Annotated in this window: 29 protein-coding genes; 11 read left to right on the forward strand and 18 right to left on the reverse strand. The window is 58.6% G+C overall.

All coding sequences use genetic code 11. The features are described 5' to 3' along the window. Positions 1 to 24: 24 nt before the first annotated feature. Together rpmF and yceD are read right to left on the reverse strand one after the other, a co-directional pair. Positions 25 to 195, reverse strand: coding sequence for a 50S ribosomal protein L32 (gene rpmF / locus H7K56_RS03155; RefSeq protein WP_016192161.1), 171 nt, complete (start codon positions 193 to 195; stop codon positions 25 to 27). Positions 196 to 209: 14 nt separating this feature from the next. After that, on the reverse strand, positions 210 to 731 hold the full coding sequence (gene yceD, locus H7K56_RS03160) for a 23S rRNA accumulation protein YceD (protein WP_021506409.1): 522 nt from the start codon (positions 729 to 731) through the stop codon (positions 210 to 212). A 143-nt stretch (positions 732 to 874) separates the two neighbouring features. Between yceD and H7K56_RS03165 the strand changes: the two genes are divergently transcribed. Continuing rightward, complete coding sequence (locus H7K56_RS03165; protein WP_182688975.1) at positions 875 to 1,456, forward strand: Maf family protein; 582 nt, start codon at positions 875 to 877, stop codon at positions 1,454 to 1,456. Positions 1,457 to 1,466: 10 nt separating this feature from the next. On the opposite strand, the gene rluC is transcribed toward H7K56_RS03165, so the two are convergent. Next, positions 1,467 to 2,426 (reverse strand): 23S rRNA pseudouridine(955/2504/2580) synthase RluC, encoded by a 960-nt coding sequence (rluC, locus tag H7K56_RS03170; protein ID WP_021506411.1) that lies wholly within the window; start codon positions 2,424 to 2,426, stop codon positions 1,467 to 1,469. 573 nt (positions 2,427 to 2,999) lie between these two features. On the opposite strand from rluC, the gene rne reads away from it, so the two are divergent. After that, a complete protein-coding gene (rne, locus tag H7K56_RS03175; protein ID WP_150360959.1) occupies positions 3,000 to 6,275 on the forward strand; it encodes a ribonuclease E in 3,276 nt (1,091 codons plus the stop codon). A gap of 182 nt (positions 6,276 to 6,457) precedes the next feature. Here the strand turns inward: rne and flgL are convergent, their stop codons facing one another. The 11 genes from flgL to flgB all read right to left on the reverse strand — a co-directional run bounded on the left by flgL (position 6,458) and on the right by flgB (position 16,348). Then, positions 6,458 to 7,423 carry a flagellar hook-associated protein FlgL gene (flgL, locus tag H7K56_RS03180; protein WP_150360960.1) on the reverse strand — a complete coding sequence of 322 codons (966 nt, stop codon included), beginning with the start codon at positions 7,421 to 7,423 and terminating at the stop codon, positions 6,458 to 6,460. Between the two features lie 17 nt (positions 7,424 to 7,440). Then, entirely contained in the window at positions 7,441 to 9,084 is a 1,644-nt protein-coding gene (gene flgK / locus H7K56_RS03185; protein ID WP_021506414.1) for a flagellar hook-associated protein FlgK, read from the reverse strand. Between the two features lie 116 nt (positions 9,085 to 9,200). Beyond that, the gene (gene flgJ, locus H7K56_RS03190; RefSeq protein ID WP_021506415.1) at positions 9,201 to 10,142 is read right to left on the reverse strand and encodes a flagellar assembly peptidoglycan hydrolase FlgJ; all 942 of its coding nucleotides are present in this window, start codon (positions 10,140 to 10,142) and stop codon (positions 9,201 to 9,203) included. After that, a complete protein-coding gene (locus tag H7K56_RS03195) occupies positions 10,142 to 11,191 on the reverse strand; it encodes a flagellar basal body P-ring protein FlgI (RefSeq protein ID WP_230201060.1) in 1,050 nt (349 codons plus the stop codon). The genes flgJ and H7K56_RS03195 overlap by 1 nt, the downstream gene beginning before the upstream one ends. 69 nt (positions 11,192 to 11,260) lie before the next feature. Beyond that, positions 11,261 to 11,971, reverse strand: coding sequence for a flagellar basal body L-ring protein FlgH (locus H7K56_RS03200; RefSeq protein ID WP_021506417.1), 711 nt, complete (start codon positions 11,969 to 11,971; stop codon positions 11,261 to 11,263). 62 nt (positions 11,972 to 12,033) lie between these two features. Then, positions 12,034 to 12,816, reverse strand: a complete 783-nt coding sequence (gene flgG / locus H7K56_RS03205) for a flagellar basal-body rod protein FlgG (protein ID WP_021506418.1) — start codon at positions 12,814 to 12,816, stop codon at positions 12,034 to 12,036. Between the two features lie 17 nt (positions 12,817 to 12,833). Then, a complete protein-coding gene (locus tag H7K56_RS03210; protein ID WP_058759464.1) occupies positions 12,834 to 13,592 on the reverse strand; it encodes a flagellar basal-body rod protein FlgF in 759 nt (252 codons plus the stop codon). Between the two features lie 20 nt (positions 13,593 to 13,612). Beyond that, the gene (flgE, locus tag H7K56_RS03215; protein ID WP_021506420.1) at positions 13,613 to 14,815 is read right to left on the reverse strand and encodes a flagellar hook protein FlgE; all 1,203 of its coding nucleotides are present in this window, start codon (positions 14,813 to 14,815) and stop codon (positions 13,613 to 13,615) included. Positions 14,816 to 14,840: 25 nt separating this feature from the next. Next, positions 14,841 to 15,515, reverse strand: a complete 675-nt coding sequence (flgD, locus tag H7K56_RS03220) for a flagellar hook assembly protein FlgD (protein WP_021506421.1) — start codon at positions 15,513 to 15,515, stop codon at positions 14,841 to 14,843. Positions 15,516 to 15,527: 12 nt separating this feature from the next. After that, complete coding sequence (flgC, locus tag H7K56_RS03225) at positions 15,528 to 15,932, reverse strand: flagellar basal body rod protein FlgC (protein ID WP_021506422.1); 405 nt, start codon at positions 15,930 to 15,932, stop codon at positions 15,528 to 15,530. Positions 15,933 to 15,934: 2 nt separating this feature from the next. Then, the gene (gene flgB, locus H7K56_RS03230) at positions 15,935 to 16,348 is read right to left on the reverse strand and encodes a flagellar basal body rod protein FlgB (protein ID WP_021506423.1); all 414 of its coding nucleotides are present in this window, start codon (positions 16,346 to 16,348) and stop codon (positions 15,935 to 15,937) included. Between the two features lie 154 nt (positions 16,349 to 16,502). On the opposite strand from flgB, the gene flgA reads away from it, so the two are divergent. From flgA to flgN, 3 genes are all read left to right on the forward strand, one after another. Then, the gene (gene flgA, locus H7K56_RS03235; protein ID WP_021506424.1) at positions 16,503 to 17,162 is read left to right on the forward strand and encodes a flagellar basal body P-ring formation chaperone FlgA; all 660 of its coding nucleotides are present in this window, start codon (positions 16,503 to 16,505) and stop codon (positions 17,160 to 17,162) included. Positions 17,163 to 17,268: 106 nt separating this feature from the next. Then, the gene (gene flgM, locus H7K56_RS03240; protein ID WP_104186892.1) at positions 17,269 to 17,571 is read left to right on the forward strand and encodes a flagellar biosynthesis anti-sigma factor FlgM; all 303 of its coding nucleotides are present in this window, start codon (positions 17,269 to 17,271) and stop codon (positions 17,569 to 17,571) included. Between the two features lie 5 nt (positions 17,572 to 17,576). Further along, complete coding sequence (gene flgN, locus H7K56_RS03245) at positions 17,577 to 18,008, forward strand: flagellar export chaperone FlgN (RefSeq protein ID WP_058769621.1); 432 nt, start codon at positions 17,577 to 17,579, stop codon at positions 18,006 to 18,008. A gap of 68 nt (positions 18,009 to 18,076) precedes the next feature. Here flgN and murJ read toward each other — a convergent pair whose 3' ends face one another. The 4 genes from murJ to rimJ all read right to left on the reverse strand — a co-directional run bounded on the left by murJ (position 18,077) and on the right by rimJ (position 21,912). Beyond that, complete coding sequence (gene murJ / locus H7K56_RS03250) at positions 18,077 to 19,615, reverse strand: murein biosynthesis integral membrane protein MurJ (RefSeq protein WP_150360961.1); 1,539 nt, start codon at positions 19,613 to 19,615, stop codon at positions 18,077 to 18,079. 121 nt (positions 19,616 to 19,736) lie between these two features. Beyond that, positions 19,737 to 20,657, reverse strand: coding sequence for a Gfo/Idh/MocA family protein (locus H7K56_RS03255; RefSeq protein WP_058775418.1), 921 nt, complete (start codon positions 20,655 to 20,657; stop codon positions 19,737 to 19,739). 1 nt (position 20,658) lies between these two features. After that, positions 20,659 to 21,303: a DUF480 domain-containing protein gene (locus H7K56_RS03260; RefSeq protein ID WP_150360962.1), complete on the reverse strand. Its 645-nt coding sequence runs from the start codon at positions 21,301 to 21,303 to the stop codon at positions 20,659 to 20,661. A 15-nt stretch (positions 21,304 to 21,318) separates the two neighbouring features. Further along, entirely contained in the window at positions 21,319 to 21,912 is a 594-nt protein-coding gene (gene rimJ, locus H7K56_RS03265; RefSeq protein WP_021506430.1) for a ribosomal protein S5-alanine N-acetyltransferase, read from the reverse strand. Between the two features lie 244 nt (positions 21,913 to 22,156). Between rimJ and mdtH the strand changes: the two genes are divergently transcribed. From mdtH to H7K56_RS03295, 6 genes are all read left to right on the forward strand, one after another. Continuing rightward, on the forward strand, positions 22,157 to 23,359 hold the full coding sequence (gene mdtH, locus H7K56_RS03270) for a multidrug efflux MFS transporter MdtH (protein WP_150360963.1): 1,203 nt from the start codon (positions 22,157 to 22,159) through the stop codon (positions 23,357 to 23,359). A gap of 89 nt (positions 23,360 to 23,448) precedes the next feature. Then, positions 23,449 to 24,096, forward strand: a complete 648-nt coding sequence (gene grxB, locus H7K56_RS03275) for a glutaredoxin 2 (protein ID WP_021506432.1) — start codon at positions 23,449 to 23,451, stop codon at positions 24,094 to 24,096. 115 nt (positions 24,097 to 24,211) lie between these two features. Further along, entirely contained in the window at positions 24,212 to 24,775 is a 564-nt protein-coding gene (locus tag H7K56_RS03280) for a lipoprotein (protein ID WP_021506433.1), read from the forward strand. A 210-nt stretch (positions 24,776 to 24,985) separates the two neighbouring features. Further along, positions 24,986 to 26,032 carry a dihydroorotase gene (gene pyrC, locus H7K56_RS03285; RefSeq protein WP_150360964.1) on the forward strand — a complete coding sequence of 349 codons (1,047 nt, stop codon included), beginning with the start codon at positions 24,986 to 24,988 and terminating at the stop codon, positions 26,030 to 26,032. Between the two features lie 68 nt (positions 26,033 to 26,100). Continuing rightward, entirely contained in the window at positions 26,101 to 26,346 is a 246-nt protein-coding gene (gene dinI, locus H7K56_RS03290; protein ID WP_021506435.1) for a DNA damage-inducible protein I, read from the forward strand. 144 nt (positions 26,347 to 26,490) lie between these two features. Continuing rightward, on the forward strand, positions 26,491 to 26,760 hold the full coding sequence (locus H7K56_RS03295; RefSeq protein WP_010617279.1) for a hypothetical protein: 270 nt from the start codon (positions 26,491 to 26,493) through the stop codon (positions 26,758 to 26,760). Positions 26,761 to 26,887 lie beyond the last annotated feature (127 nt).

A 26,887-nucleotide genomic window follows, 5' to 3' on the forward strand; every position in this document is an offset into this window, starting at 1 on the left:
ATCGCCTTGCGTAACCGCAAAGAATTACTTGGTGATAACCTTGCGACCGCGGTAGTAACCATCCGCAGTGATATGGTGACGCAGATGAGTTTCACCAGAAACTTTATCTACTGACAGAGTGGTAGTGGTCAGCGCATCGTGCGAACGACGCATACCACGCTTAGAACGGGTTGGTTTATTCTGTTGTACGGCCATGGACCTTACTCCTATTACTTACGCTTTAAACTGGCTAATACGGCAAATGGGTTTGGTTTTTCCACCTCTTCAGGCAGCTGGCCAAAGACCATGTCCGCGTCGGACACTTCACAGTGTTCAGAATCATGCACCGGAACGACCGGCAGCGCGAGGATGAGTTCATCTTCGATCACCGCCAGCAGGTCGATTTCACCGAAATCGTTGACATCGACCGGCTCGTAGGCTTCCGGCAGTGCCTCGGCCTGCTCATCAGAAGAGACAGGACTGAAGCAATAGCTTACGTGCACAGCATGCGGGAACGGTTGGTTGCAGCGTTGACATAACAACGTTACCTGCACATCGGCTGTTCCTTGCAGAACCGCGAGGCGCTGGTTGTCAACCGCAAACGACATGGCACATTCCACATCACTGTCCACACTCACGACCGTTTCGGCCAGGCGCGCCACCAATTCAGGTGCGTAAACACCGTGATAATCCAGGCGTTTTTGCGCGGCGCGGACCGGATCGAGCGTCAGGGGTAATTTTACCTTTTGCATAGGGCGCGCATATTAACTTTGTAACGTCATAGAGTCAAAGAAAAAGGCCGGTTTACAGCATCTTTCACCCGTTAGTCGCATCCAGTGCGGCGCATAGTTTAAAATGCCTGTCATCTTTACGCTATCACTTCTGCAAAAAAATGATGACACCGCTGGTTTTAGCCTCAACCTCTCCGTTCCGTCAGGCGCTGCTGCGCAAGCTCGGCCTGCCGTTTATCACTGCCGCCCCTGAAAGTGATGAAACGCCGCTGCCGGGAGAAGCCGCGCCGCAGCTGGTGCAGCGTCTGGCCATTGCCAAAGCGCAGGCACTGGCCGCGCGCTATCCTGCGCGCTGGATCATTGGGTCCGATCAGGTCTGTGTACTGGATGGCCGCATCGCCGGCAAGCCGCATACCACCGAGAACGCCTGCCAGCAGCTGGCGCTGGCGAGCGGCAAAGCCATTACCTTTTACACCGGCCTGGCGCTGATTCACCCCGCCAGCGCGCAGCAGCATGTGCTGTGTGAACCCTTTACCGTGCATTTTCGGCAACTGAGCGCGGCAGAGATTGCGCGCTACGTCGAGCTGGAGCAGCCGCTGCAGTGCGCCGGCAGTTTCAAAAGTGAGGGACTGGGGATTTGTCTGTTCGAACGGCTGGAGGGGCGCGATCCCAATAGCCTGATTGGCTTACCGCTGATCGCGCTGAATGGCCTGTTAAGGCAGGCAGGCATCAATCCGCTGGGCTGATGCCACGCTGTCAGGCTTTTTTCTGCTGGCGCAGCTGGGACAGGCAGTGCTTCAGTGCCTTATCCAGCGGCGCTTCCATACGCAGGCTTTCGCCGGTGTTGGGATGGGTAAACGTCAGCGCGGCAGCATGCAGGAACAGCCGCGCCAGACCGGTTGGTGCCAGCTGGCGATCGAATTCGCGATCGCCATAGCGATCGTCAAAAGCAATCGGGTGCCCGCCATGCAGGGTATGCACGCGAATCTGATGCGTACGTCCGGTCACCGGACTGGCTTTAACTAAAGTTGCCAGGCCAAAACGTTCTTCAACTTTAAAGCGCGTTTCTGAGGGCTTGCCCTCGGCGCTGACCCGCACCACGCGCTCGCCGCTTTGCAGAATGTTTTTCAGCAGCGGTGCCTGCACCACTTTCAGGTGCGATGGCCAGTCGCCGCGCACCAGCGCCAGATAATCCTTCTGCATGCCCTTCTCACGCAGCTGCTCGTGCAGTGAACGCAGCGCCGAGCGCTTCTTCGCCACCAGCAAAATGCCGGACGTGTCACGATCGAGACGGTGCACCAGTTCAAGGAAACGCGCCTCCGGGCGCAGCGCGCGCAGCCCTTCAATCACGCCGAAGCTCAGCCCGCTGCCGCCGTGCACCGCGGTGCCGGACGGTTTGTTCAGCACCAGCAGATAATCGTCTTCATACAGAATGCACGACTCCAGCGCCGCTACTTTATCCAGTTTGGGCGACACTGCCTGCTCTTCACGCTCGGCCACGCGCACCGGCGGCACGCGCACTTCGTCGCCGTCTTCCAGCTTATATTCAGGTTTTACGCGCTTCTTATTCACCCGCACTTCGCCTTTACGCAGAATGCGGTAAATCATGCTTTTCGGCACCCCTTTCAGCTGGGTGCGCAAAAAGTTATCAATGCGTTGACCGGCATTTTCAGCCGTAATGGCGACAAATTGTACGCCGGGATTCTCTGTTTTCATGGCGGCGATTCTAAATAGTGTCCCCGGATAGCGCCACCCCTTTTTCTGTGCTTAACTCTGACTTTATCGCCGCGTTACGCGGCCAGAATGCTGGCTTTTTCAACGATGCGATGATTACCCCTGCAAATGAACAGGTTAAGGATGAACAAACTTCACAGCTCGGTAAAAGTCGCCTTGCTATAAGTTGCTAAGCAATGGAATAATGCAGAGGTTTCTGTCCTGGAAAGAGTCAGGCAGGAAAAAGAGCGAAATTAAGGTATTTTGCCGGATGAAACGGACACGCAGCAATGGCGTAAGACGTGATGTTTAATCAGGCACTTAGCGGGCTGCGGGTTGCGGCCTGGACGACAGACTGGGATGTGTGGATTTTTGAATACTCTGTAGCACTTCCACCTTCAGGCGCTGGTTTTCCTTATGAAAAACAGGCCACCGACAAGATTTGCGCCCCTTTAGCCGCCGACAACCGTGAGGTTGACGTCAGTGCATGCAGACACGGGGCCATCGGTTGATTCTCGTCCAGGGTAACGATGCCCGCAGCTTTATCACTCATGTGAGAATAACGAGTAAGTCACGATGAAAAGAATGTTAATCAACGCAACTCAGCAGGAGGAGTTGCGCGTTGCCCTTGTTGACGGACAACGTCTGTACGATCTGGATATCGAAAGCCCCGGACACGAGCAGAAAAAAGCCAACATCTACAAAGGTAAAATCACCCGTATTGAACCCAGCCTCGAAGCTGCGTTTGTTGATTACGGTGCCGAGCGTCACGGTTTCCTCCCTCTGAAAGAAATTTCCCGCGAATACTTCCCTGCTAATTACAACGCGCATGGCCGTCCGAACATCAAAGATGTGCTGCGTGAAGGCCAGGAAGTGATCGTACAAATCGATAAAGAGGAGCGCGGTAATAAAGGGGCAGCACTGACCACCTTTATTTCGCTGGCCGGTAGCTATCTGGTGCTGATGCCCAACAACCCGCGCGCCGGCGGCATTTCCCGCCGTATCGAAGGTGACGACCGTACCGAGCTGAAAGAGGCGCTGTCAGCGCTGGAGCTGCCGGACGGCATGGGCCTGATCGTGCGTACCGCTGGCGTTGGCAAATCTGCCGAATCGCTGCAGTGGGACCTCAGCTTCCGTCTGAAGCACTGGGAAGCCATCAAAAAAGCCGCAGACAGCCGCCCGGCACCGTTCCTGATTCATCAGGAAAGTAACGTGATTGTGCGCGCCTTCCGCGACTACCTGCGCCAGGATATCGGTGAAATCCTTATCGATAACCCCAAAGTGCTGGAGCTGGCGCGTCAGCACATCGCCGCGCTCGGCCGTCCGGACTTCAGCAGCAAAATCAAACTGTACACCGGTGAAATTCCGCTGTTCAGCCATTACCAGATCGAATCGCAGATTGAATCGGCGTTCCAGCGCGAAGTGCGTCTGCCGTCCGGCGGTTCTATTGTTATCGACAGCACCGAAGCACTGACCGCCATCGATATCAACTCCGCCCGCGCGACACGCGGTGGCGATATCGAAGAGACCGCCTTCAACACTAACCTGGAAGCCGCCGACGAGATTGCCCGTCAGCTGCGTCTGCGCGACCTCGGTGGTCTGATTGTTATCGACTTCATCGATATGACGCCTGTGCGCCATCAGCGCGCCGTGGAAAACCGTCTGCGTGAAGCGGTACGTCAGGATCGGGCGCGTATCCAGATCAGCCATATTTCACGCTTTGGTCTGCTGGAGATGTCGCGTCAGCGCCTCAGCCCGTCACTGGGTGAGTCCAGCCATCACGTCTGCCCGCGCTGTAGCGGCACCGGCACCATTCGTGATAACGAATCGCTGTCGCTGTCGATCCTGCGTCTGATTGAAGAAGAAGCGCTGAAAGACAACACCAAAGAAGTGCACGCCATTGTGCCGGTTCAGGTGGCCTCATACCTGCTGAACGAAAAACGTGAAGCGGTCAGTGCGATTGAGAAACGTCAGGGCGGCGTGCGTGCCATCATCGTGCCAAACGATCAGATGGAAACGCCGCACTACTCGGTGCTGCGCGTGCGCAAAGGTGAAGAGACGCAGACCCTCTCCTATCACCTGCCGAAACTGCATGAAGCTGAGATGGCGCTGCCTTCGGAAGAAGAGCACGCTGAGCGTCGTCGTCCGGAGCAGCCAGCACTGGCCGCCTTCGTGATGCCGGATGCACCACCGGCTCCGGTTGAAGTGAGCGAACAGAGCCAGCCGGCAGCGGTTGACGTCAAAACCAAACCGGCGGTCGCAGCACCCGCGGCGGTCAGCACCGGTTTTGTTGCGCGCCTGCTGGGTGGCCTGAAAAAACTGTTTGCTGGTGATGCCCCCGCCGCGGCCCCTGCTGAAGAGAAGACCGAAGCGAAAACGGCTGACGGTGAGAATACGCAGCAGCGTGGTGAGCGTCGTAACAACCGTCGCAACAACAATCGCCGCGAGCGCACGCCGCGTAACGGTGAGCATGCGCAGAACCGTGAAGGCCGTGAGCCACGTGAAGCGCGCGAGCCGCGTGAACCCCGTGAGCCTCGTGAAGCCCGCGAGCCACGCGATCAGGATAACCGCCGTAACAAGCGTCAGAATGACGCGCGCGGCGAGCGTCCGGCGCTGACTGAAGAGCAACTGCAGCAGCGTGATGAGCAGCAGCAACAGCGTCGCGAACAGCGTGCTGAGCGCCAGCGTCGTCGTCAGGAAGAGAAGCGTGCGCAGCAGGAACCGCAAGTTGCTGAGCAGGTGCCTGTTGTTGATAGCGTTGATGACAGCGTTGCGCAAGAAGACGAACGCGTTCAGGTTATGCCGCGTCGCAAACAGCGCCAGCTCAGTCAGCGCGTGCGCGTAGATGACAACGCTGACGCGATCCCTGCTGAGCTGCCTGCCGCTGCCGTTACTGAAGCGGTGCAGGAAAACAGCCAGCGCGCCCAGCTGAAAGAGCAAGCTGAAACCGCTCAGGATGAGCAGGATGACAGCGAGAACCGTGACGGGGCCAACATGCCGCGCCGTTCACGTCGCTCACCGCGTCATCTGCGCGTCAGCGGTCAGCGTCGTCGTCGCTATCGTGACGAGCGTTACCCTACGCAGTCTGCGATGCCGCTGGAAACAGCAGCTGCCTCACCAGAGATGGCGTCAGGCAAAGTGTGGATCACCTATCCGGTCACGCAGACTCACGAGCACTTCACTTCTAACCAGGCGCTGAACGAAATGCCAGACTATGGCTATCAGGATGCCGCGCCGGCGGAAGAACTGCCTGTGGCTGTTGAAGCCGCTGCCGTGGCACAGCCCGAAACGCCAGCGCCAGAAGTGGTGCATCAGGCTGAACCGCAGGCGCACACTGAGGTGCCGGTGGTGAATACTGATGACCTGACGCCAGTGGCGGCACCGGTTGATCACCAGCCAGCAGTGATTTCCGCAGCCGATGAAGCGGTTGCACAGGAAACCGCAGCAGAAGCGCAACCGGCTGTTACGCCTGCCGAAGAGACGCAGCCAGTGGTTACCGAAGCGGTTAGCGCAGCGGAACAGGCTCCAATCGAGGTGGCACCCGCAATCGAAGCGCAGGTAGAAGAAGTGCTGTCCGCGCCGGTCGCGGCCGAAGCACCTGTCGCGCCGGTCACCGAACCGCACGCACCGGTTGCCGCCCGTGATACCGGTGTCAGCCATGCTGAGACCCGCTTTAAGCATCACGCTACGGCGCCGATGACCAAAGCACCGGCACCGGCATGGGAACCTGAGCCCGTGCGCCACAGTGACTGGGTCCGTCCGGCCTTCAACTTCGAAGGACGCGGTTCAGCCGGTGGTCACAGCGCCACGCATCAGGCTACCGCACCGGCTACCCGTCCGGAAAGCGCGTAAGTCTCTGCTGTAGAGCACTACCGTCTCCAAACCCCGGCTGGTCCGGGGTTTTTTATTGCCCGCATTCTCCCCTCCCCACCTGACTGAACACCCTGATTAAACGCCAAAAAAAATCCCACGGCCCTCGCAGGCAGTGGGAAAAACTAAGCGTACCCGGTTTAAGTACGCTCAAACAGTCAGGTTTATTTATTCATCTGGAACAGCGACATCTTCGACATATCGCTGAAGGTGGTGTACGACGCCTGCAGCAGCTGCTGCTGCATGGTGTAGGTAGAAATGGCTTCGGTGTAATCGACGTTAACCAGCGTGCTCATCTGATCTTTCAGCGTCACCTTGCGGTCGTCACCTTTTGCATCCAGCGTATCCAGTTCGTCCAGCTGGGTACCAATCTCAGAACGCACCGCCAGCACGTTGTTCAGCGAGTTGCTGAAGCCACGGTTGGCCTTGTCCATCGCCGCGCTGAAGGTCTGTTTAGTGGCATCGTCAGCGTCATTCTGCGGCACTTTCAGCGCCGCAATGGCGTCATCCAGCATATCGAACAGGTTAGTCTGGCTGGGGCTGCCATCCGGCTCCGGCTTGGCGTTGCTGGTCAGCTGGTCAAAAATTGAATTACCGGTATGGCCCACCGTCATAGTGCGTTCGCTGTCGACTTTCTGGGTGATCGCGTCGCCGCCACCGCTATAGATGATTTTACCGCTGGCATCTTCGGTGAACGGCGGCTTGTCGGACGCATAGCCGGCAAACAGGTAGCGGCCGTTGCCGTCTTTGCTGTTGGCCAGGTTGAGCAGCTGCGAGCGAATGCCCTCCAGCTGGGTAGCATAAGACGCGCGGTCATCGTCACTCAGCGAGCCGTTACCGGCGCTGATCAGCGTGGATTGCGCCGACTGAATCGCCGTCGTGACATCACTCAGCGTGCTCTCTTCCAGCGACAGTCCCTGATTCGCGAACGAACGCGCCAGCGCGAACTGGCTGTCGCGCGCCTGCGTCTGCGACAGCACTACGGCGCGCGAAGCGGCGATCGGATCGTCAGACGGATTGGTCACGCGGCGACCGGTTGACAGTTGTTCACCCGCTTTCAGCCAGGAGGATTGCGCGTCAGTGACGCCGCGCACCTGCTGGTCGAAAATCATATTGGTACTGAGTCTCATCGGTCAGGCCTCCCGTATTAACCGCGAATGCTCATCAGAGCATCGAAAATGGTATTGGCGGTTTGCAGTACCTGCGCGTTCGCCATGTAAAATTGCTGATATTTGCTCAGGTTGGCGTACTCTTCGTCGAGGTTTACGCCAGAAACCGACTGCTGACGTTCGGTCAGCTGCGTCACCACGCCCTTCTGGGTGGTGGCGGCGGTTTCGAGGTTTTTGGTTTTGTTGCCGACGGTGCTCACCAGGCTGGCATAACCCTGCGCCAGCGTGGCGTTACCGTTAATCAGTTTGGCATCCTGCAGGTCAAGCAGCTTTTGCGCGTTACGGTTATCGCTGGCGCCACCCGCAGCCGAAGCTGCCGCGATCTGCGATTCACTGGTGATAGCCACTGACATGCCGCTAATCACATCCTGCACCGGTTTGACCAGGAAGCTGTCTTTGGCGTTAGCCGTTCCATTTACCGTTAATGACAGTCCGTCAAAGCTCATGGTGGTATTGCCGGCACCGTCACTGCCCATGGTCGGCGTCACTTTCACGTTGTCGGAAAGACGCGTCACCGACCAGTTGCTGCCGTCATAGCTCACGCTGTAGTTAGAGGCTTTCATCGCCCCGGTGTCGGTCCAGCTGGCACTGACGGTAGCGGCAGAGGTGTTTTTGCTGTTGGTCACCACTGTCGGGCTACCAATATTGAAGAAGTTGATGCCGGTGTTGCCTTTGCTGTCATAGCCCTGGCTGTGCACCTGGTTGAAGCTGGTGGTGAATGCCGCTGCCAGCTGCCCGAGCTGGTTCTGCGCGTTATCCAGATCCTGGGTACGGAACGCCAGCAGGCCCCCGAGCGAACCGGTGGTCAGCGTTTTTTCCGGGATCTCAACGTTACCGGCCTGCTTATCGACATAGCCCACGGTAATGCGCGACGCATCGCTGCTGGAAGGCATGGCGATCAGCGAGGTGGTTTTGCTGCCGTTGACCAGCGTGGTGTTGCCCATCGAGACGATGTAGTTACCGTCCTGCTGCGAAACGTTCACGCCGACCAGGCCATTCAGGTTATTGACCAGCTGATCGCGCTGATCGAGCAGATCGTTAGGCGCAGAGCCGCCGCCGGTGGTCAGCTTGGCGATCTGCGTATTGAGATCGGCAATCTGGCTGGAGTAAGTGTTGATCTGCTCGACGCTGGCTTTGATGTCCGTATTGACGCTGTTTTGCATGCTGGTCAGATACTGAGCGGTGGTCTGGAACTGGTTTACCAGTCCCTGCGCATAGCTCAGCATAGACTGACGCGCAGAAGGATCGTCGGCGTTACTCACCACGTTCTGCACGTTAGTGAAAAAGCTCTGAATCGAGTCAGACAGGCTGGTGGTCGAAGTCGACAGCAGATCATCAATATTCGAAATCTGGTTGTACTGTGAATTGACCGCGCTGTAGTTGGCGCTGTTACCGCGCAACTGGGCGGTAATAAACTCATCGTATTCACGCTGCACGCCGGTCACATTGACGCCGTTGCCATAATAGTTGCTGCCCTGCAGCGTGCTGTTGGCCTGCGACAGCAAAATCGTCTGGCGCGAATAACCGGCCACGGTGTAATTACTGATGTTGTTACTGGTGGTGCTTAATGCGGCCTGTGCGGCGCTCAGCCCGCTCATCGCGGAGTTAATTATGCTGGACATCTCGGTTCCTTTTTCCCGTTAACCGGGCTGGCAGTCATCAGTGCGATTGCGCGGGCCACAACGCCCGCGGCATGTGAAGGTTATCGGCGTGCTTAAGCGAAACTTGAGCGGAAAAATCAGAACAGGTCGGTGAAATCCTGGCTGTAAGCCTTAACCACTTTTTCGCCCATGTTTTTGAATTGCTGGATCATTCCTACCAGTTTCTGCGCATATTTCGGGTCAGTCGCGTAGCCGGCTGCCTGCAGCGCGCGCGCCCCCTGCTCGGCGCTCGGTGCGTTCGCTACTGCCGCATAGCGCGGGTTACTGGAAATCAACCGGACGTAGTCGCTGAGCGCTTCGAAATAGGAGCCATAAACGCGGAAGGTGGCGCGCACTTTCTTCGCTTCACCGCCCTCGTATTCCGTGGTCATGATGTCGGTGGTTTCGCCCTTCCAGTCGCCGCTGGCTTTGATCCCGAACACGTTGTAGCTCGGCTTGCCGTCGCGCGTCAGGATCTGCCGCTGGCCCCAGCCGGACTCCAGTGCCGCCTGCGCCAGAATCAGATGGTGAGGAATGCCGCTCTGCTGGCTGGCCACTTTCGCCGGCTGCGCCAGCTGGGCGATAAACTCATTGCTGTCACCCGGCAGGCTGGCCGGCGAGACCGGCAGACGCGGCACCGCTTTGCGCACCATCTGCTCCAGCTGCGTGGGCGCCATGCTGCTATAGATGAAGCTGTTATCCAGTTTCATCGGCACGGTACCGGCGCTTTCGTCCGGTGCCTGCGCCGGCTGCATCTGTTTGACAATGGTGTCGGCCAGACCCAGCCCGCGCTTGCCGATTTCCTGCGCAATCTGCTGATCGTAAAGCGAGGTGTAAAGCCGCGTCTGATCGTTGCTCAGCATGCCATCCTGCGGCAGCGCTTCACGCATGCTTTTCAGCATCATCTGCACGAACATCCCTTCGACCTGCTTCGCCACCTGCAGCGCTTTGCCTTTCGGGTCCACGGCAGCCTGGCGTTTCAGTTCGTTCAGCGAGCGGCTGTCATACGCCGCGTTCATCAGCGATTGCGTATCGGTCATCAGATAATTTCCAGCTTCGCGCGCAGGCAGCCCGCGCTCTCCATCGATTGCAGAATCGACATCAGCTCAATCGGTGTCGCACCCAGCGCATTCAGCGCCCGCACTACGTTGTTCAGGTTGGCACTGGCGTTAACCCGCTGCAGCGCGCCACCGCTCTGACGCAGATCGATCTGCGTTTGCGTGGTGGCAACCGTCTGACCACCGGCAAACGGCGTATCCGGCTGGCTGACGTTCTGCTGCTGATTAACCGTGACCGACAGGTTGCCCTGCGCCACCGCACAGGTATTGAGCGTCACTTCGCGATTCATCACCACCGAACCGGTGCGCGAGTTGATGATCACTTTGGCGTCTTCCAGCGGTACCGACACGTCGATGTTCTGGATCTCCGCCAGCAGACGTACCTGCGAGCTGTTATTCGGCGACACGCGGATTTGCACGGTACGGGCGTCCAGCGGCAGCGCTGACCCCACGCCACGGCTGTTGATGGCATCGGCGATGCGCTGCGCCATGGTGAAATCTTCGTTGTTAAGCTGCAGGTTGATGGTGTTCTGGCTGCCGAAGTTGCTCTGCAGCTCACGCTCCACGGTGGCGCCACCGGTAATACGGCCGCCGTTGAGCTGGTTAACCTGCACGCTGCTGCCGCCGGCCGAGGCACCCGCCCCGCCGACCAGAATGTTACCCTGCGCCAGCGCGTAAACCTGGTTATCGACGCCCTTCAGCGGCGTCATCAGCAGCGTACCGCCGCGCAAGCTTTTGGCGTTACCCAGTGAGGACACCACCACGTCAACCGTCTGTCCCTGACGGGCAAACGACGGCAGTTTGGCGGTGACCATCACCGCCGCCACGTTTTTCAGCTGCATGTTGGTGCCGGCAGGCACGGTGATGCCCAGCTGCGACAGCATGTTACTCACCGTTTGCGTGGTGAACGGCGTCTGGGTGGTCTGGTCACCGGTGCCATCAAGGCCAACCACCAGACCGTAACCAATCAGCTGGTTATCGCGTACGCCCTGCACGCTGGTGAGATCGCGGATGCGATCGGCCTGCGCCATCAGGCTGCTGATGCCGAGCAACAGGCCCAGGCCCAAACGCAGCAGTGTAGTGTTTTTCATCATGACCTCTTACATCGGCGAGACGTTCAGGAAGAAGCGCTGGAACCAGCCCATGGTCTGCGCCTCATTGATATAACCGTTACCGACGTACTCAATACGTGCATCGGCGACCTGCGTTGATAGCACCGCGTTGCTGGCGCTGATAGTGCGCGGGTTCACTACGCCAGAGAAGCGAATAAATTCGGTGCCCTGGTTGATTTCAATCTGTTTCTCGCCGACCACGCGCAGGTTGCCGTTCGACAGCACCTGGTTAACGGTGACGGTGATGGTGCCGGTAAAGGTGTTGTTGGCGGTTGCGCCACCTTTGCCAGCGAAATCGTTTTTGCCGTTGGCATCGAGCGCGGCTTTTTCGCCGCCGGCGCCCACCAGTCCGGCCAGGCCGGTTGGGATGGCGCTCAGGCCAAAGCTGTTGCTGCCGTCGCGGCTGGCATTGGCTGAAGAGCTTTTGCTGGCGCTGACGTTTTCCTGCAGCGTAATGGTCAGGGTGTCACCAATGTTACGTGGACGACGATCCTCAAACAGCGGCTGATAGCCGTAGTTGAGCGGCGCCACGCCCTGAAAAATGGAACCGTTCACCACCGGCGGTGCGGATGGCGTCGGCTCAGCCGTCGTCGCGCCCTGTACCAGTGGCGTGCGCGGCACCAGCGCACAACCGTTAAGGGTCAGTAGCAGCGTGGCTACTAACCAATGCCCAGGCTTGAGAATCACTTGCTTCGCCACGGAGTTCTGACCTTTTTCATGTTCTTAATCGGGCCAGACGCGCTGGCCCAACGATCCCGGCATTACAGCTGGGTTAACTTCTGCAGCATCTGATCGGAGGTGCTGATCGCTTTGCTGTTGATCTCATAAGCGCGCTGCGTCTGGATCATGGTCACCAGCTCTTCCGCCACGTTGACGTTGGAGGTTTCTACGTAACCCTGATACAGCAGACCGGCCCCGTTCTGGCCCGGCGTGCTTTCGGTTGGTGCGCCAGAAGCCTGGGTTTCCTGATAGAGGTTTTCCCCGACGCTATCCAGGCCGGCATCGTTCATGAAGGTGCTGAGCGTCAGCTGGCCAACCTGCGCCGGCTGCGTCTGCCCCTGCTGTGTCACCGTCACCACGCCGTCACGCGCAATGGTGATGCTGGTGGCGTTCGCCGGAATAGTGATGCCTGGCTGCACCGGGAAACCGGCGTTGGTCACCAGCTGGCCGTTCTGATCCACCTGGAACGAGCCGTCGCGGGTATACGCCGACGTACCGTCCGGCATCTGCACCTGGAAATAGCCCTGACCATTAATCGCCACATCTTTTGAGTTGCTGGTCTGCGACAGGTTGCCCTGGTTGTGCAGACGTTCGGTGGTCACCGGACGCACACCGGTACCGATCTGCAGGCCCGACGGCAGCGTGGTCTGTTCTGACGACTGCGCACCCGGCTGACGCAGGGTCTGGTACATCAGATCTTCGAACACCGCGCGTGAACGCTTAAAGCCGTTGGTGCTGACGTTCGCCAGGTTGTTGGCGATGACGTCCATGTTGGTCTGCTGTGCGTCAAGACCGGTTTTCGCGATCCATAAAGAACGAATCATTGTGTTTTCCTTAAGCCTTAGCTGCTCATATTGAGTAGCTGATTAGCCCGCTGTTCGTTTTCATCGACGTTGGAGATCACTTTCATCTGCATCTCAAAACGTCGGGCGTTGGCGATCATGTCGACCATGGTTTCCACGGGCTTCACGTTGCTGCCCTCCAGCACGCCCGGCATCACCTGCACGGTCGCGTCATTCGGCAGCGCCGCGCCGCGCTGTGCCTGAGTGGCGGCGCTGGGACGGAACATGCCGTCATCACCGCGCGTCAGTTCCTGGCCTGTGGCACGTACCAGCTTCAGCCGTCCGAGCTGCACCGTGGCGTTCGGCGCGTCACCGGCGTTAAGCGCGGTGATGGAGCCGTCGGCGGCGATGGTCAGTTGCGCGCCCTGCGGTACGGCAATCGGACCGCCATCGCCCATCACGGGATTGCCCTGAATGGTCAGCTGGCCGGTCGGGCTAATCTGCATGTTACCGTTGCGGGTATAAGCTTCGCTGCCGTCAGCGGTACGCACCGCCAGCCAGCCATCCTGCTGCACCGCCACATCGAGCGGACGCTCGGTGTAATCGAGCGAGCCCTGCGACATATCGGCACCCGGCGTCGAAGCGGCCACCAGCGTACGTGTTGGCAGCGACCAGCCGTTGACCGGCACCGCGCGCAGCGCATTGAGCTGAGCGCGAAAGCCCGGCGTCGAGGCGTTGGCGAGGTTGCTGGCGGTGACAGACTGTTGCTCCATCGTCTGACTGGCCGCGCCCATCGCGGTATATATTGCGTGATCCATAAAGCAATCCCGTTAGCGTATTAACGAAGGTTGACCAGGGTGTTAAGAATCTGGTCCTGCGTTTTGATGGTCTGGCTGTTGGCCTGATAGTTACGCTGGGCAACGATCATATTCACCAGCTCTTTACTCAGGTCGACGTTGGACGCTTCCAGCGCGCCGGAGGTCAGGTTGCCGTAGGTACCGGTGCCTGCCAGACCGACTGCCGCCTGGCCCGAGGAGTTGGTTGCCGACCAGACGTTATCGCCTTCGGACTTCAGCCCTTCCGGGTTAGAGAAACTCGCCAGCACAATCTGACCCAGCAGCTGGGTTTTCTGGTTGGAGTAAGTCCCGGTGATGGTGCCGTCGTCGTTGATGGTGTAGCTGGTCAGATCGCCCGGTGCATAGCCATCCTGGGTTGGGTTACCGAAGTTGGTTTTGCCGGTGTTCTGCTGCAGGCTGCCGAGCACGCTGAGGCTGACCGCCTGGTTGGCCGCAGCACCGTTCGCACCCTGAATGGTCAGCGCCACGGTGCTGGCCGAGGTCAGGTTACCGCTGGTATCGAATACCATGTTGAAGTTACCGGCAGCCTGACCGGTGGTGGAATCAATCGCGTGCACCGTCCAGTTGTTGTCGGCCGTTTTGACGTAGTACAGATCCAGCGCGTGGTCGTTACCCTGCGAGTCGTACACGGTCACGGTGCTTTTGGCGTTGTAAGTATCCACGTTGGTTGCCGTGAACGCACCGCCGGTTGGCACCGCATCGGTTGAGTTCAGGTTGGATACCATGGTGGCGGTGGTGGTGGCACGTGCCGACATCTGGGTGGTCGGAATGCTCAGCGCGACCGGGTTGGCACCGGCCTGAATGGTTGGCGGGGTGCCGTTAGCCGGATAGCCGGTTACGGTCAGGCCCTGGGTGTTCACCAGGTTACGGTTTTCGTCCAGCGTGAACTGGCCGTTACGCGAATAGAACACGCCGCCGCTGGCGTCGGTCAGACGGAAGAAACCGTTGCCGCTCAGCGCCACGTCCAGCCCACGGCTGGTAGAGGTGGTGGTACCGTCGTTAAAGTTCTGAATCACCGCTGCGACTTTGGTACCCATACCCACGTTCGAACCGGCGAACATATCGGCAAACGCGATGGTGCTGGATTTAAAGCCGGCCGTCGCCGAGTTGGCGATGTTGTTACCAATAACGTCGAGGTTGCTGGAGGCAGCGCCCAGGCCGCTCACCGCTTGTGAAAATGACATGCTATTTCTCCTGCTAAGAGGTTAGTCAGAGAATCTGACGAATTTCATCGAGGGTCGCGGAGCCCATGGTGCCGAGATCCAGTTTTGCGGTGTTATTCACGGTGCTGACGCCGTTGACATAGGCGTAGTTCAGCGGCTGTGCCACCAGTTGGGTGCTGCCATTGCTGGCGGCGAGTGAAACCGTATATTTGCCGTCCGGTGCGGCGCTGCCATCGTCCATCTTGCCGTCCCACGAGAAGGTGTGAACGCCGGCGCTGAGACCGCCGAGATCGATGGAGCGCACTACGCTGCCGTTGCCATCTTTGATGGTGACGCTGGTGGCGGTCGACGCGGTGCCCAGCTCCACGCCAAACGGCGTGCTGGTGCCGCTGCCGACCAGCACCTGGCTGCCCTTCACCATCACGCCATGGCCGATCAGCGTTGAGCTCTGCAGCGACTGGCTGGTGCTGATCTGACCGGAGATCGATCCCAGCGTGGTATTGAGTTTTTCAATGCCGCTCAGGGTGTTGATCTGCGTCAGCTGGGTTGTCAGCTGACTGTTGTCCATTGGGTTAGTCGGGTCCTGATTTTTCAGCTGCGTCACCAGCATGTTCAGGAACTGGTTTTGCAGATCCTGCGCGCTGTTGCCGCTGCCGGTGCTGCTGCTGGAGCTGAGGACCGTGGGGTCGAGGTTGTCTTTAATCCCTACTGCAAGGCTCATAATGCGTCTCCGTTACTGACCCATGGTGAGGGTTTTCATCATCATTGACTTCACCGTGTTCAGCACTTCGACGTTGGCCTGATAGCTGCGCGACGCGGACATGGTGTTAACGGTTTCGGCGACCACGTCGACGTTAGGCATTTTGACGTAGCCTTTCTGGTCAGCCAGCGGATTACCCGGGTCATACACCAGTTTGGCGGGCGTCGGGTCGTTCACGACACCGGCCACTTTGACGCCGCCGGTGGCCGCGCCCTGAGCGGCATCGGTCTGGAAAATCACCTGCTTCGCCACGTACGGCTGGCCGTCCGGCCCGGTGACGCTGTCGGCGTTGGCCAGGTTACTGGCGCTGACGTTGAGCCGCTGTGACTGTGCGGTCATCGCAGAACCGGCGATATCAAAGATATTCAGCAATGCCATGATTATTGCCCCTGCAGAACGCTCATCATGCCTTTGATCTGGCTACTGATGAGGGTGAGATCGGTTTGGTATTTCAGGCTGTTATCCGCAAACTGCGTACGCTCGCGATCCATATCCACGGTGTTACCATCCGCGGCAGGCTGATCGGGAATGCGGTACAGCAGATCCAGTGCGGGCTGTGAGTTGGTCTGCGCTTCAATGTGACGTGATGACGTGACATTGAGCGCCAGGCTGCTGCCTTCGGCACGGCCGTTCTGCATCACCTTGCTCAGCTGGCTGGCAAAGTCGATATCCCGCGCCTGGTAGCCCGGGGTATCGGCGTTGGCAATGTTAGACGCCAGAATCTCCTGGCGCTGCGCCCGCAGGTTTAATGCTTCTGTACCAAATCGCAGCGCGGCATCGAGTTTGTCGAGCATGCTTCCTCCGCGAATGAGAATTTCGAGCTGACAGCTTAATGGGACAAAAGCAAGGGCTATCGTCTGAATAGCAGCAAAAATCGTGGCTATTTTTCACCTTGAATTTTTGGTGCGCGGAGTAGACTCAGTGCCATCTTTTCGACAGGAGGCGTTGATGCGTACAACTTCTTCCCTGCTGGCCCTGCTGTGGCTGGCCTTCGCGACGCCCGGCTATGCCGCCGATCTCAGCGCGCAGCTGACTCAGTTCTTTCAGGCGCGCGATCCGCAGCACGCCGCCGGTATGACGGTGGTGGTCCGCACGCCGCAGACGCAGTGGCCCGCCTGCGACACACCGCAGCTGCTGCTGCCGGGTAACAGTCGCCAGTGGGGCAATCTGAGCATTGCCGCCAGCTGCGGCCAGAATCGTCGCTATCTGCAGGTGCAGGTGCAGGTGACCGGCGAGTATCTGGTGGCCAATCGTCAGCTGGCGCGTGGCAGCAACGTCAGCGCCAGTGACTTCCGCCTGGAGAGTGGCCGGCTGGATACGCTGCCGGCGCGCGCGCTGCTCAGCAGCAGCAATCTGGCGGACGCCATTGCCCTGCGTGACATTGCGCCAGGCCAGCCGGTGACGGCCACCATGCTGCGCCAGCCGTGGCGGGTGAAAGCCGGTCAGAATGTGATGGTAATTGCCAGCGGCAACGGCTTTAATGCCAGCAGTGAAGGTCGTGCGTTAAACAACGCCAGCGCGGCGCAGACGGTGCGCGTGCGCATGAGCAATGGCCAGGTGGTAAGCGGTCGTGTCAGCGAGGATGGGAATATTCTGATATCGCTATAAAGCGTTAAAGAACGCTGTTGTTCTGCCGATAGAGATATCAACAATGATATTACCCTATGCTGACTCAGTTGGCTGATCCCCAACTGACCCTAACAGGAGCCACACCATGAGTATCGACAGAACGCAGCCTTTAAAACCGGTGAGCACTGTACAAACCCGTGACAGCAGCGACAACCAGGCAAAAGTGCGTCAGAACAGCGCACCGGCCACCAGCACCAGCCAGAATGGTGCGGAAGTGACGCTGAGTCCCGCTCAGGCGCAGCTGATGCAGCCGGGCAGCAAAGATATTAACACAGCGCGCGTAGAGCAGCTGAAGACCGCCATTCGTAATGGTGAATTGAAAATGGATACCGGTAAGATCGCCGATGCGCTGATCGCCGATACCAGGGCGTTTTTAGAGGGTAAATAGTCCCGATGGATAATCTGCTGACCACCTTAGATAAAATGCAGGATGTGCTGAGTTCGCTTAACGTCGTGATGGATGAAGAGCAGCAGCAACTTTCTGCCGGACGGATTAATGGCAACCTGCTGCAGCGCATTACAGAAGATAAAAGCGCGCTGCTGACGACGTTGAATTATCTGGACGAGATGCGCCGCAAAACCGAGCTGTCGCTGGGTACCAAAGCGCCTTATCGTGGTCACAGTGATATCGCACGCCGCTGGCACAGTATTCAGCAACATACCCAGCGTCTGCGCGACGCCAATCAGCACAATGGCATGCTGTTGCAGCATCAGATGACCTTTACCGAACAGGCGCTGTCGGTGCTGAAACCGCATCAGACCCAGTCGTTCTACGGTCCGGACGGTCGTGGTTTAGGCCAGACCACGCTGAGCCGCAAAGGCTAAACGCAGCCGCGCTGCAGGTCCACTGAATCAGGGTCGCCCGCGCCGGGCGACCCTTTTTTATTGTGCGCTCACACCGCCGTGCGGCGGGCAAAATCGCGCGGGCGGAAGCCCAGTAAACCGAGCATCACGAAGTAAGCGCCGCCGCCAATGGCGCACACCGCCGCCAGCCGCAGTAACCGCCACCACATCTGCCCCTCTTCCCACGCCGGCATCACCTGCAGAATGCCCAGCAGCGCAGCAGCCATCACCGCGACGGCGACCAGCAGACGCAGCAGGAAAGCGTGCCAGCCCGGCTGCGGCTGAAAGATTTGCTGTTTGCGCAGCTGCCAGTAGAGCAGCGCCGCATTCAGGCAGGCAGCCAGACCAATCGACAGCGACAGACCGGCGTGCTTCAGCGGGCCGATAAACGCCAGGTTCATCAGCTGCGTCATGATCAAGGTGGCGATAGCAATCTTTACCGGCGTTTTGATGTCCTGCCGCGAATAAAAGCCCGGCGCCAGCACTTTCACCACGATCAGCCCCATCAGCCCAACCGAATAGGCAATCAGCGCGCGCTGGGTCATCGCCGCATCAAAAGCGGTAAATTTGCCGTACTGGAACAGCGCCACGGTGAGCGGACCGGAAAGAATGCCCAGCGCAACCGCGCTCGGCAGCGCCAGCAGGAAGCACAGACGCAGGCCCCAGTCCATCAGACGGGAATATTCATCGTGGTTGCCGCTGGCAAAACTCTTCGCCAGCGACGGCAGCAGGATGGTGCCGAGCGCCACGCCCAGCACGCCAGAGGGAAACTCCATCAGACGATCGGCGTAGTACATCCACGACACCGAGCCGGAGACCAGAAACGAGGCGAAAATGGTATTGATGATCAGCGAGATCTGGCTCACCGATACGCCGAGAATCGCCGGGCCCATCTGGCGCATCACCCGCCACACGCCGGCATCGCGCAGGTTGACGCGCGGCAGTACCAGCATGCCAATCTTTTTCAGGTGCGGCAGTTGATAAAACAGCTGCAGCAGCCCGCCCACGACCACTGCCCACGCCAGCGCCATCACCGGCGGATGGAAGTGCGGCGCGGCAAACAGCGCAAAGCCGATCATGCTGATATTCAGCAGCGTGGGCGCGAACGCCGGGACGGAGAAGCGGTTCCAGGTATTAAGAATCGCCCCGGCCAGCGACGCCAGCGAGATCAGCAGAATATAAGGAAAGGTGACGCGCAGCAGCGAACTGGTTAAGGCGAACTTGTCGGCTGTATCGGCAAAACCCGGCGCCGTCACCACAATCACCCAGGGCGCAGCGACCATGCCCAGCACTGTCACCACTGCCAGCACCAGCGTCAGCAGGCCTGATACATAGGCAACAAACACCCGCGTGGCGTCTTCGCCCTGCTTGCTTTTATATTCGGCAAGAATTGGCACGAAGGCCTGTGAAAAGGCGCCTTCGGCGAAAATACGGCGCAGCAGATTGGGCAGTTTGAACGCCACGAAAAAGGCATCGGTGGCCATGCCAGCCCCGAAAACGCGCGCCACAATGGCGTCGCGGGCAAAGCCCAGCACGCGGGAAAACAGGGTCATCGAACTGACCGCAGCCAGCGATTTCAGCAAATTCATAATGAGTGGCGCATCCTGAAAAGTGTCGGATAAATGAGCAACTTAGCGCGGACATCCTGCGATGTCCGGCGATAGTCTACTGCTGCGGTGGGAAATGACCAGCATTGAGTGTTACAAGGGATTATTCCTGTACGGCGTCGCGCCACAGTTTTTCCACCAGACGCTGCGCCGCCAGCGCCTGTTCACCGCTGGTTTCAGGCATCGTCTGATTTTCCACGCACTGGATAAAATGGTGTGCCGCACCGCTGAAGCCACGCTGGGTCAGATGACTTTGCCACGCCGGCGGGACATCACTGCGCAGGCCACTAAGCGTCTCTTCACGCCAGTCGCGCATCTCATTAATTTCGATGTAACGCCCATCGCAGATGGCGCTGACCACTTCACGCTGCGTGCCCGCGCGGCGATGCATACTGGTGGTAATTTGCAGCGATCCGGCTGAGAAATGGTGCTCACCGTAGAGCATTGCGCCGTCATCATGGGTGTCGATATGGCCGAGCTCCAGCCTGAGCTTGCCGCCGGCCAGCCACAGCGCAGTATCGACCACGTGCAGATAGTCATCCAGCAGGGTAAAGCGCAGGTCGTGCGGGCCGACGCTGTCTGCCCGGTGTTTCTCAATGCGCAGCGAGGACGCGCCCGGCAGCTGCGCTTTCAGCTGCTGGTAGCGCGGTGCAAAGCGCCGGTTGAAGGCCACCATCAGTTTGCGTTTGCGCTTTTCCGCCAGCGCCACCAGCGTCTCTGCCTGCTGCAGCGTTTCGGCCAGCGGCTTATCGACACAAACATCTTTACCGGCCAGCAGCAGCGCCTGCACTACCTCAAAATGGCTGGCGGTGCTGCTGTGTACAAACACCGCATCGCTGGCCGCCGCCAGCGCATCCAGCTGACTAAAATAAGGAATACGGTAACTGTCGCAGACCGGCTGCGCCCGCGCCTGGCTGGGCGAGAACGCGCCCACCAGCTGCCAGCCGCTGGCCTGCGCCAGCACCGGCAGCCAGGCTTTCTGCGCGATACCGCCAAGCCCCACCACACCAATACGCAGCGTCATTTCACGCCTCCCGCTGCAGCAGTTGCTGCAGCTGAGCATCAAGGCGCGCCACCTGCGCTTCCAACTGAGCAACGCGCACGGCCAGATCGTCTGATTCAGGCGACGCTGTGTGGCTGGCGGGTAGTTCGTCCGCCACCTCGCCGCCAAACAGGTGCATATAGCGGCTTTCACGCTTGCCCGGCTCGCGCGCCAGACGCACCACCATGGGGCCGTCGTCGCGCGTTGTCAGCCCCTCCAGCGTGCGTTCCACCTCGGCCATGTCCTGAAACTCATGCAGACGACCACTGCGGGTACGCAGTTCGCCCGGCGTCTGCACGCCGCGCAGGAACAGCAGCGTCAGCACCGCCACTTCGGCGGCATTCAGCTGCAGATTGCCAAACGCCGAGTTGCAGAAACGCTGTTCATATTTGCTGACACGCTGACCGAAACCGCTGTTAGCGGTGACCAGATGCTTTTTCACCAGCTCATCGAGCTGAGCCTGCACCTCGCTTTCGCTCAGGTTCATTACCGGCTCACGGTTAGATTTCTGATTACAGGCGGTGACCACGCCATTGAGGGATAACGGATATTGATCCGGCGTGGTGACCTGCTTCTCCAGCAGGCAGCCGATCACGCGCAATGCCTGCGCGGAGAGAGCCATCTTCATTACGTGTTCCTTTTATTATTGTCCGCGACGATCCGGGTTCCATTCGCGCCAGGTAAGCGCCGTCAGCACATGATCCTGCCAGCGGCCATCAATCAGTAAATAGTCTTTGGCGTAGCCCTCTTTTTCAAAACCGAGGCGCGCCAGCAAATCACCACTGCGCTGATTGTGCGGCATATAGTTGGCCATGATGCGATGAATGCGCTGCTGGCGTTGCATATAGCGAATCGCCGCCTGCAGCGCCTCAAACATCATGCCCTGCCCCTGCCACTTCTCTCCCAGCGAGTAGCCGAGATAGCAGGCATGAAACGATCCGCGCAGCACATTGCTGAAGTTGGCGACGCCGCGCACTTCATGCTCTTCCGGGTCCATCAGCACAAAATAGAACGCGGAGCCCTGTTTATGCATGTCGGCAATTAAACCCAGGCGCGCCTGCCAGCCGGAAGGATAACAGTGGCTCTCATCGCGCACCGGTTCCCAGGGTTTAAGAAAGGCGCGGTTTTCGGCGTAGTAATCCGCCAGACGCCAGGCATCGCGTTCATGTACTAAACGCACCACCAGACGATCGGTGGTAAGCCGCACGCGCGGGCCAGCAGAGCGATAGCCAAACATCATGACTCCTGAAATCCATAACGAAAGAAAGATGTACGCCAGCGGCGTTACTTCTCACTATAACCGTCACCCCGGCTGCGGTAAAACCCCGCGCATCGCTCACGGCAATTGATTCCGATTAAGGATTAATTTCTCTTCAGGCTGGATAAAAAAATATCATCCTGAAAACGCTATTTTTCCCGCCGGAGCAGGCAGAAAATAGACCAGCTGGTCACTTTTCCTTCTCACTTGCTCAGGATTCAGCATGTCACGGGTTGCGCGGGCACGACGCCTTGGAAAAACGTTTCTGTTAGTCGATAACATGCTGGTGGTAATGGGATTCTTTGTGGTGTTTCCCCTGATCTCCATTCACTTTGTGGAACAGCTTGGCTGGGCCGCGCTGCTGGTGGGCATTGCGCTCGGCCTGCGTCAGCTGATGCAGCAGGGGCTTGGTATCTTCGGTGGGGCGATTGCTGACCGTTTTGGCGCGCGGCCGCTGATTGTCACCGGCATGCTGATGCGTGCCGCTGGTTTCGCCTGTATGGCGCTGGCGCATCAGCCGTGGCTGCTGTGGCTGGCCTGCCTGCTGTCCGGACTGGGCGGCACGCTGTTCGATCCGCCACGCAGCGCGCTGGTGGTGAAACTGGTGCGGGCACGCGAGCGCGGACGCTTCTTTTCGCTGCTGATGATGCAGGACAGCGCCGGCGCGGTGCTGGGCGCGCTGATTGGCAGCTGGCTGCTGGCGTGGGATTTCCGTCTGGTGTGCTGGGTCGGTGCGGCGGTGTTTGTCGTCGCCGCCATCTTTAACGCCGTGTGGCTGCCAGCATGGCGCATCTCTACGGAGCGTATCGCCATGCGCGAGGGAATGCAGCGCGTGTGGCGCGACCGCCGTTTCCGCCTGTATGTCTTTACCCTGACCGGCTATTACATTCTCGCCGTGCAGGTGATGCTGATGCTGCCGGTCATGGTCAATCAGGTGGCGGGCGCACCGGCGGCGGTGAAGTGGATGTACGCGATTGAAGCGCTGCTGTCACTCAGCCTGCTCTATCCGCTGGCGCGCTGGAGTGAAAAGCGCTTCCGCCTGGAAACACGCCTGATGGCCGGACTGTTTCTGATGACCTTCAGCCTGCTGCCGGTTGGCATGACCGATTCGCTGCCGTCGCTGTTTTTGCTGATCGCCGTCTTCTATCTCGGATCGATCATCGCTGAACCGGCGCGTGAAACCCTGAGTGCCTCCCTGGCCAGCGCCCGGGCACGCGGCAGCTACATGGGGTTCAGCCGGCTCGGTCTGGCAATTGGCGGGCTGATTGGCTACTCCGGTGGCGGCTGGATGTTCGATATGGGCCAGCAGCTGGCCCTGCCGGAGCTGCCGTGGATGCTGCTCAGCACCGTCGGTATGATCACGCTGCTGGCGCTATGGTGGCAGTTCCAGCCGCGCCAGGTGGCACCAGCGATCTTCAGCAGCTAGTTTGCCGGTTCAGGCGTTCTCTTCCATACTTCCCGCACGTCCGGAAAAAGGGTGACCTCCGTCACCCTGAGAATCACAGGAGAAACGGGATGAAACTTTACATCTACGATCACTGCCCTTTCTGCGTCAAAGCACGCATGATATTTGGCCTGAAAAACCTGCCGGTTGAGCTGATTGTGATGCTCAATGACGATGAAGCAACGCCGAAAAAGCTGATTGGCCAGAAAATGGCGCCGATTCTGCAAAAAGCCGATGGCAGTGCGATGCCAGAGAGCATGGATATTGTGCGCTTTGTCGATAATCAGGATCGCCAGCCGCTGCTGACCGGCAAGCAAAATCCCGCCATCGCCGACTGGCTGCGACGGGTCAATGGCTACATCAACAAGCTGCTGCTGCCGCGCATCGCCGAGGCCGCGTTTGCTGAATTCGCCACCCCCGAAGCACGTGATTACTTCCGCGAAAAGAAACAGGCCAGCCTCGGTGACTTTGCCGAACTGCGTAAGCATGCCCCGGGTTTCATCAAAAATATCAGTGATGATCTGCGCCAGCTGGATAAATTGATCGTCAAACCCAACGCGGTGAACGGCGAGTTGTCTGAGGATGACATTCATCTGTTTCCGCTGCTGCGCTCGCTGACGCTGGTTTCCGGTATCGAATGGCCGAGCCGCGTCGCCGACTACCGCGATAATATGGCGAAACAGACGCAGGTGAATCTGCTGTCGTCGATTGCGGCCTGATGGCGCTGTGATGAGAAGCGCGCGGCTGCGTTTCTCATCTCTCTCCTGGTGACACCTGGCCCTGAATCAGGCAGGCTTAAGGCTGTTTGGCCGTATCAACCAGGAAGAAGAAATGATGAAGAAGGCGTTTCCCGGGCTGTTTGCCCTGTTTTTTGCCGTGCTGCTCAGCGGCTGTAACCAATTGACGCAATACACCATCAGCGAGCAGGAAGTGAATCAGGCGCTGCAAAAGCGCAACAACTACGAGAAAGACATCGGCGTGTCCGGGCTGGTGAATGCCCATATTGTACTGACCGACCTGAGCAGCCAGATTGGCCGTGAAGAACCCGGCAAAGTGACGCTGTCTGGTAAAGCCAACATCAACGTCAGCTCGCTGTTTGGTCCGCAGCAGGCCGAAATGCAGCTGAAGATGAAAGCGCAACCGGTGTACAACGCGCAGCAGGGCGCCATCTATCTGCAGGACCTCGAAATCGTCGACGCGCAGGTGCAACCTGAGAAGATGGCGTCGATCATGAAAACCCTTACGCCGTATCTGAACGAATCCCTCAAGCGCTATTTCAATGAAAAACCCGCCTACGTGCTGAGTGCCGACCGCAGCAAGGGCGAGGCGCTGGCGAAGAAACTGGCTAAAGGGCTGGAAGTGAAGCCTGGCCAGCTGGTGATTCCGTTTACCGATTAACGTTGCAAGCGGCCGTTCTCAGTGGCGGCCCTGCATAGCGTGGCAGGATGCCGGCATTATTCCGCCCGCGCCTGCCGCGCAACCTGCCGCGCCTGTGGTTATTTCTCTCCCGCACTGCAAAATCCCGTGCAAACGGTTGCCCGCCCCCTTATGATTAGTCCCCGGCCTAAACGAGCCATTTCGTTTTCACCTCAGCCGGAGCCTTTTTGAATGACAGCCCAACCCCAGCAAATCACGATTCGCCGCCCTGACGACTGGCACATCCACCTGCGCGATGGCGCGATGCTCAATGCAGTGCTGCCCTATACCAGCGCGGTGAATGGTCGTGCGATTGTCATGCCAAATCTGGTTCCGCCGGTCACCAGCGTTGCGGCTGCCGAAGCGTATCGCGCACGCATCATGGCGGCGCTGCCTGCTGGGCATCACTTCACGCCGCTGATGACCTGTTACCTCACCGATTCGCTTGATGCGGACGAAATTGAACGCGGCTTCCGCAGCGGTATTTTTACGGCGGCAAAACTCTATCCGGCACACGCCACCACCAACTCCAGCCATGGCGTCACCAACATTGCCTCAATTGCCAGCGTGCTGGAGCGCATGCAGGAAATCGGCATGCCGATGCTGGTGCACGGCGAAGTCACCGATGCGTACATTGATATCTTTGATCGTGAAGCGCGCTTCATCGAAACCGTGCTGCAGCCGCTGCGCCAGCAGTTCCCGGGCCTGAAAGTGGTGATGGAACACATCACCACGAAGGAAGCTGCGGAGTATGTTGCCGCCGGCAATGAACTGCTTGGCGCCACCATTACGCCACAGCATCTGATGTTCAACCGCAACCACATGCTGGTGGGCGGCGTGCGCCCGCATCTCTACTGTCTGCCCATTCTGAAGCGCAACATTCATCAGGAAGCGCTGCGTAACCTGGTGGCAAGCGGCAACCGTCGTGTCTTCCTGGGCACCGACACGGCACCGCACCTGCGCCATCTGAAAGAAGCCAGCTGCGGCTGTGCCGGCGTATTTAATGCGCCGACGTCGCTGCCCGCTTATCTGACCGTGTTTGAAGAGCTTGGCGCACTGGAGCATTTTGAAGCCTTCTGCTCTGAGAACGGCCCCAGGTTCTACGGCCTGCCGCTCAACGACGGTACCCTGACGCTGGTGCGTGAGCCGTGGACGGTGCAGGAGAGCATCACGGTCGCTGACGATACGCTGGTTCCGTTCCTCGCCGGTGAAACCCTTAACTGGCGCATCAAAGAATAATCATCTGCCGCTTGCCTTCGGGAATTTTATACTGTACAAATAACCAGTATATTATCCCGGAGGCGTTTATGCGTGTTGAAATTACCGTAGCAAAGACTCAGCCCCTTCCCGCCGGTGCACTGGATGCACTGAGCGCTGAACTCACTCGCCGTATCTCCCGCGATTTTCCCGACGACAATCATCACGTCAAAGTGCGCTATGCCGGTGGTAACCAGCTCAGCGTGTTTGGCGGCTGTAAAGAATCACGCGACCGCATCAGCGATATTTTGCAGGAAACCTGGGAAAGCGCTGACGACTGGTTTATTACCGATTAACCGCCACTGTGCCGTTTTTGCCGGGCCCGCCGCCCGGCTTTTTTGTTTTTATTTCCCGCTCGCCAGAAAAACCCGCGCCAGCTAGACTCTGATTAAACGATGTCCTATTCTTGCCTCGTCGTGCTTACAGGAGGTGTGTTGCACATGACTACTGAAAAACCAGAAGAGGCAATGACGTTTGGGGAATTACTGGCCTTCATTGCTGAACAGCAACGCCGTTTGACCGTGCTGGAAAATGCCTTTGCTACGCTGACCTTCTGTCTGGACGATCGCGCCAGCCAGCTGCTGGCTCACAATCTGACGCTCGAAGCGCAAAACCAGAATCATGACGCTCAGTTACAGCAGCATTTTGCCCGGCTGGCGGACGAGATCCACCGGCGCAAAGGGCAGTTGCCTGCCGAGTCGCAGGGATAATTTCAGATTTTTACCCTGGCGTTCAGCCCGTTAAAGTTTTAATGCTGGGATGCCGATAATCGGTATGACGACACGTTGCGCTGCGACAATAAATACCCAGCTGCGTAAGGCGTTTATTTATTCGTTG

It is taken from the genome of Pantoea dispersa (genome assembly GCF_014155765.1).
Lineage (GTDB): Bacteria > Pseudomonadota > Gammaproteobacteria > Enterobacterales > Enterobacteriaceae > Pantoea > Pantoea dispersa.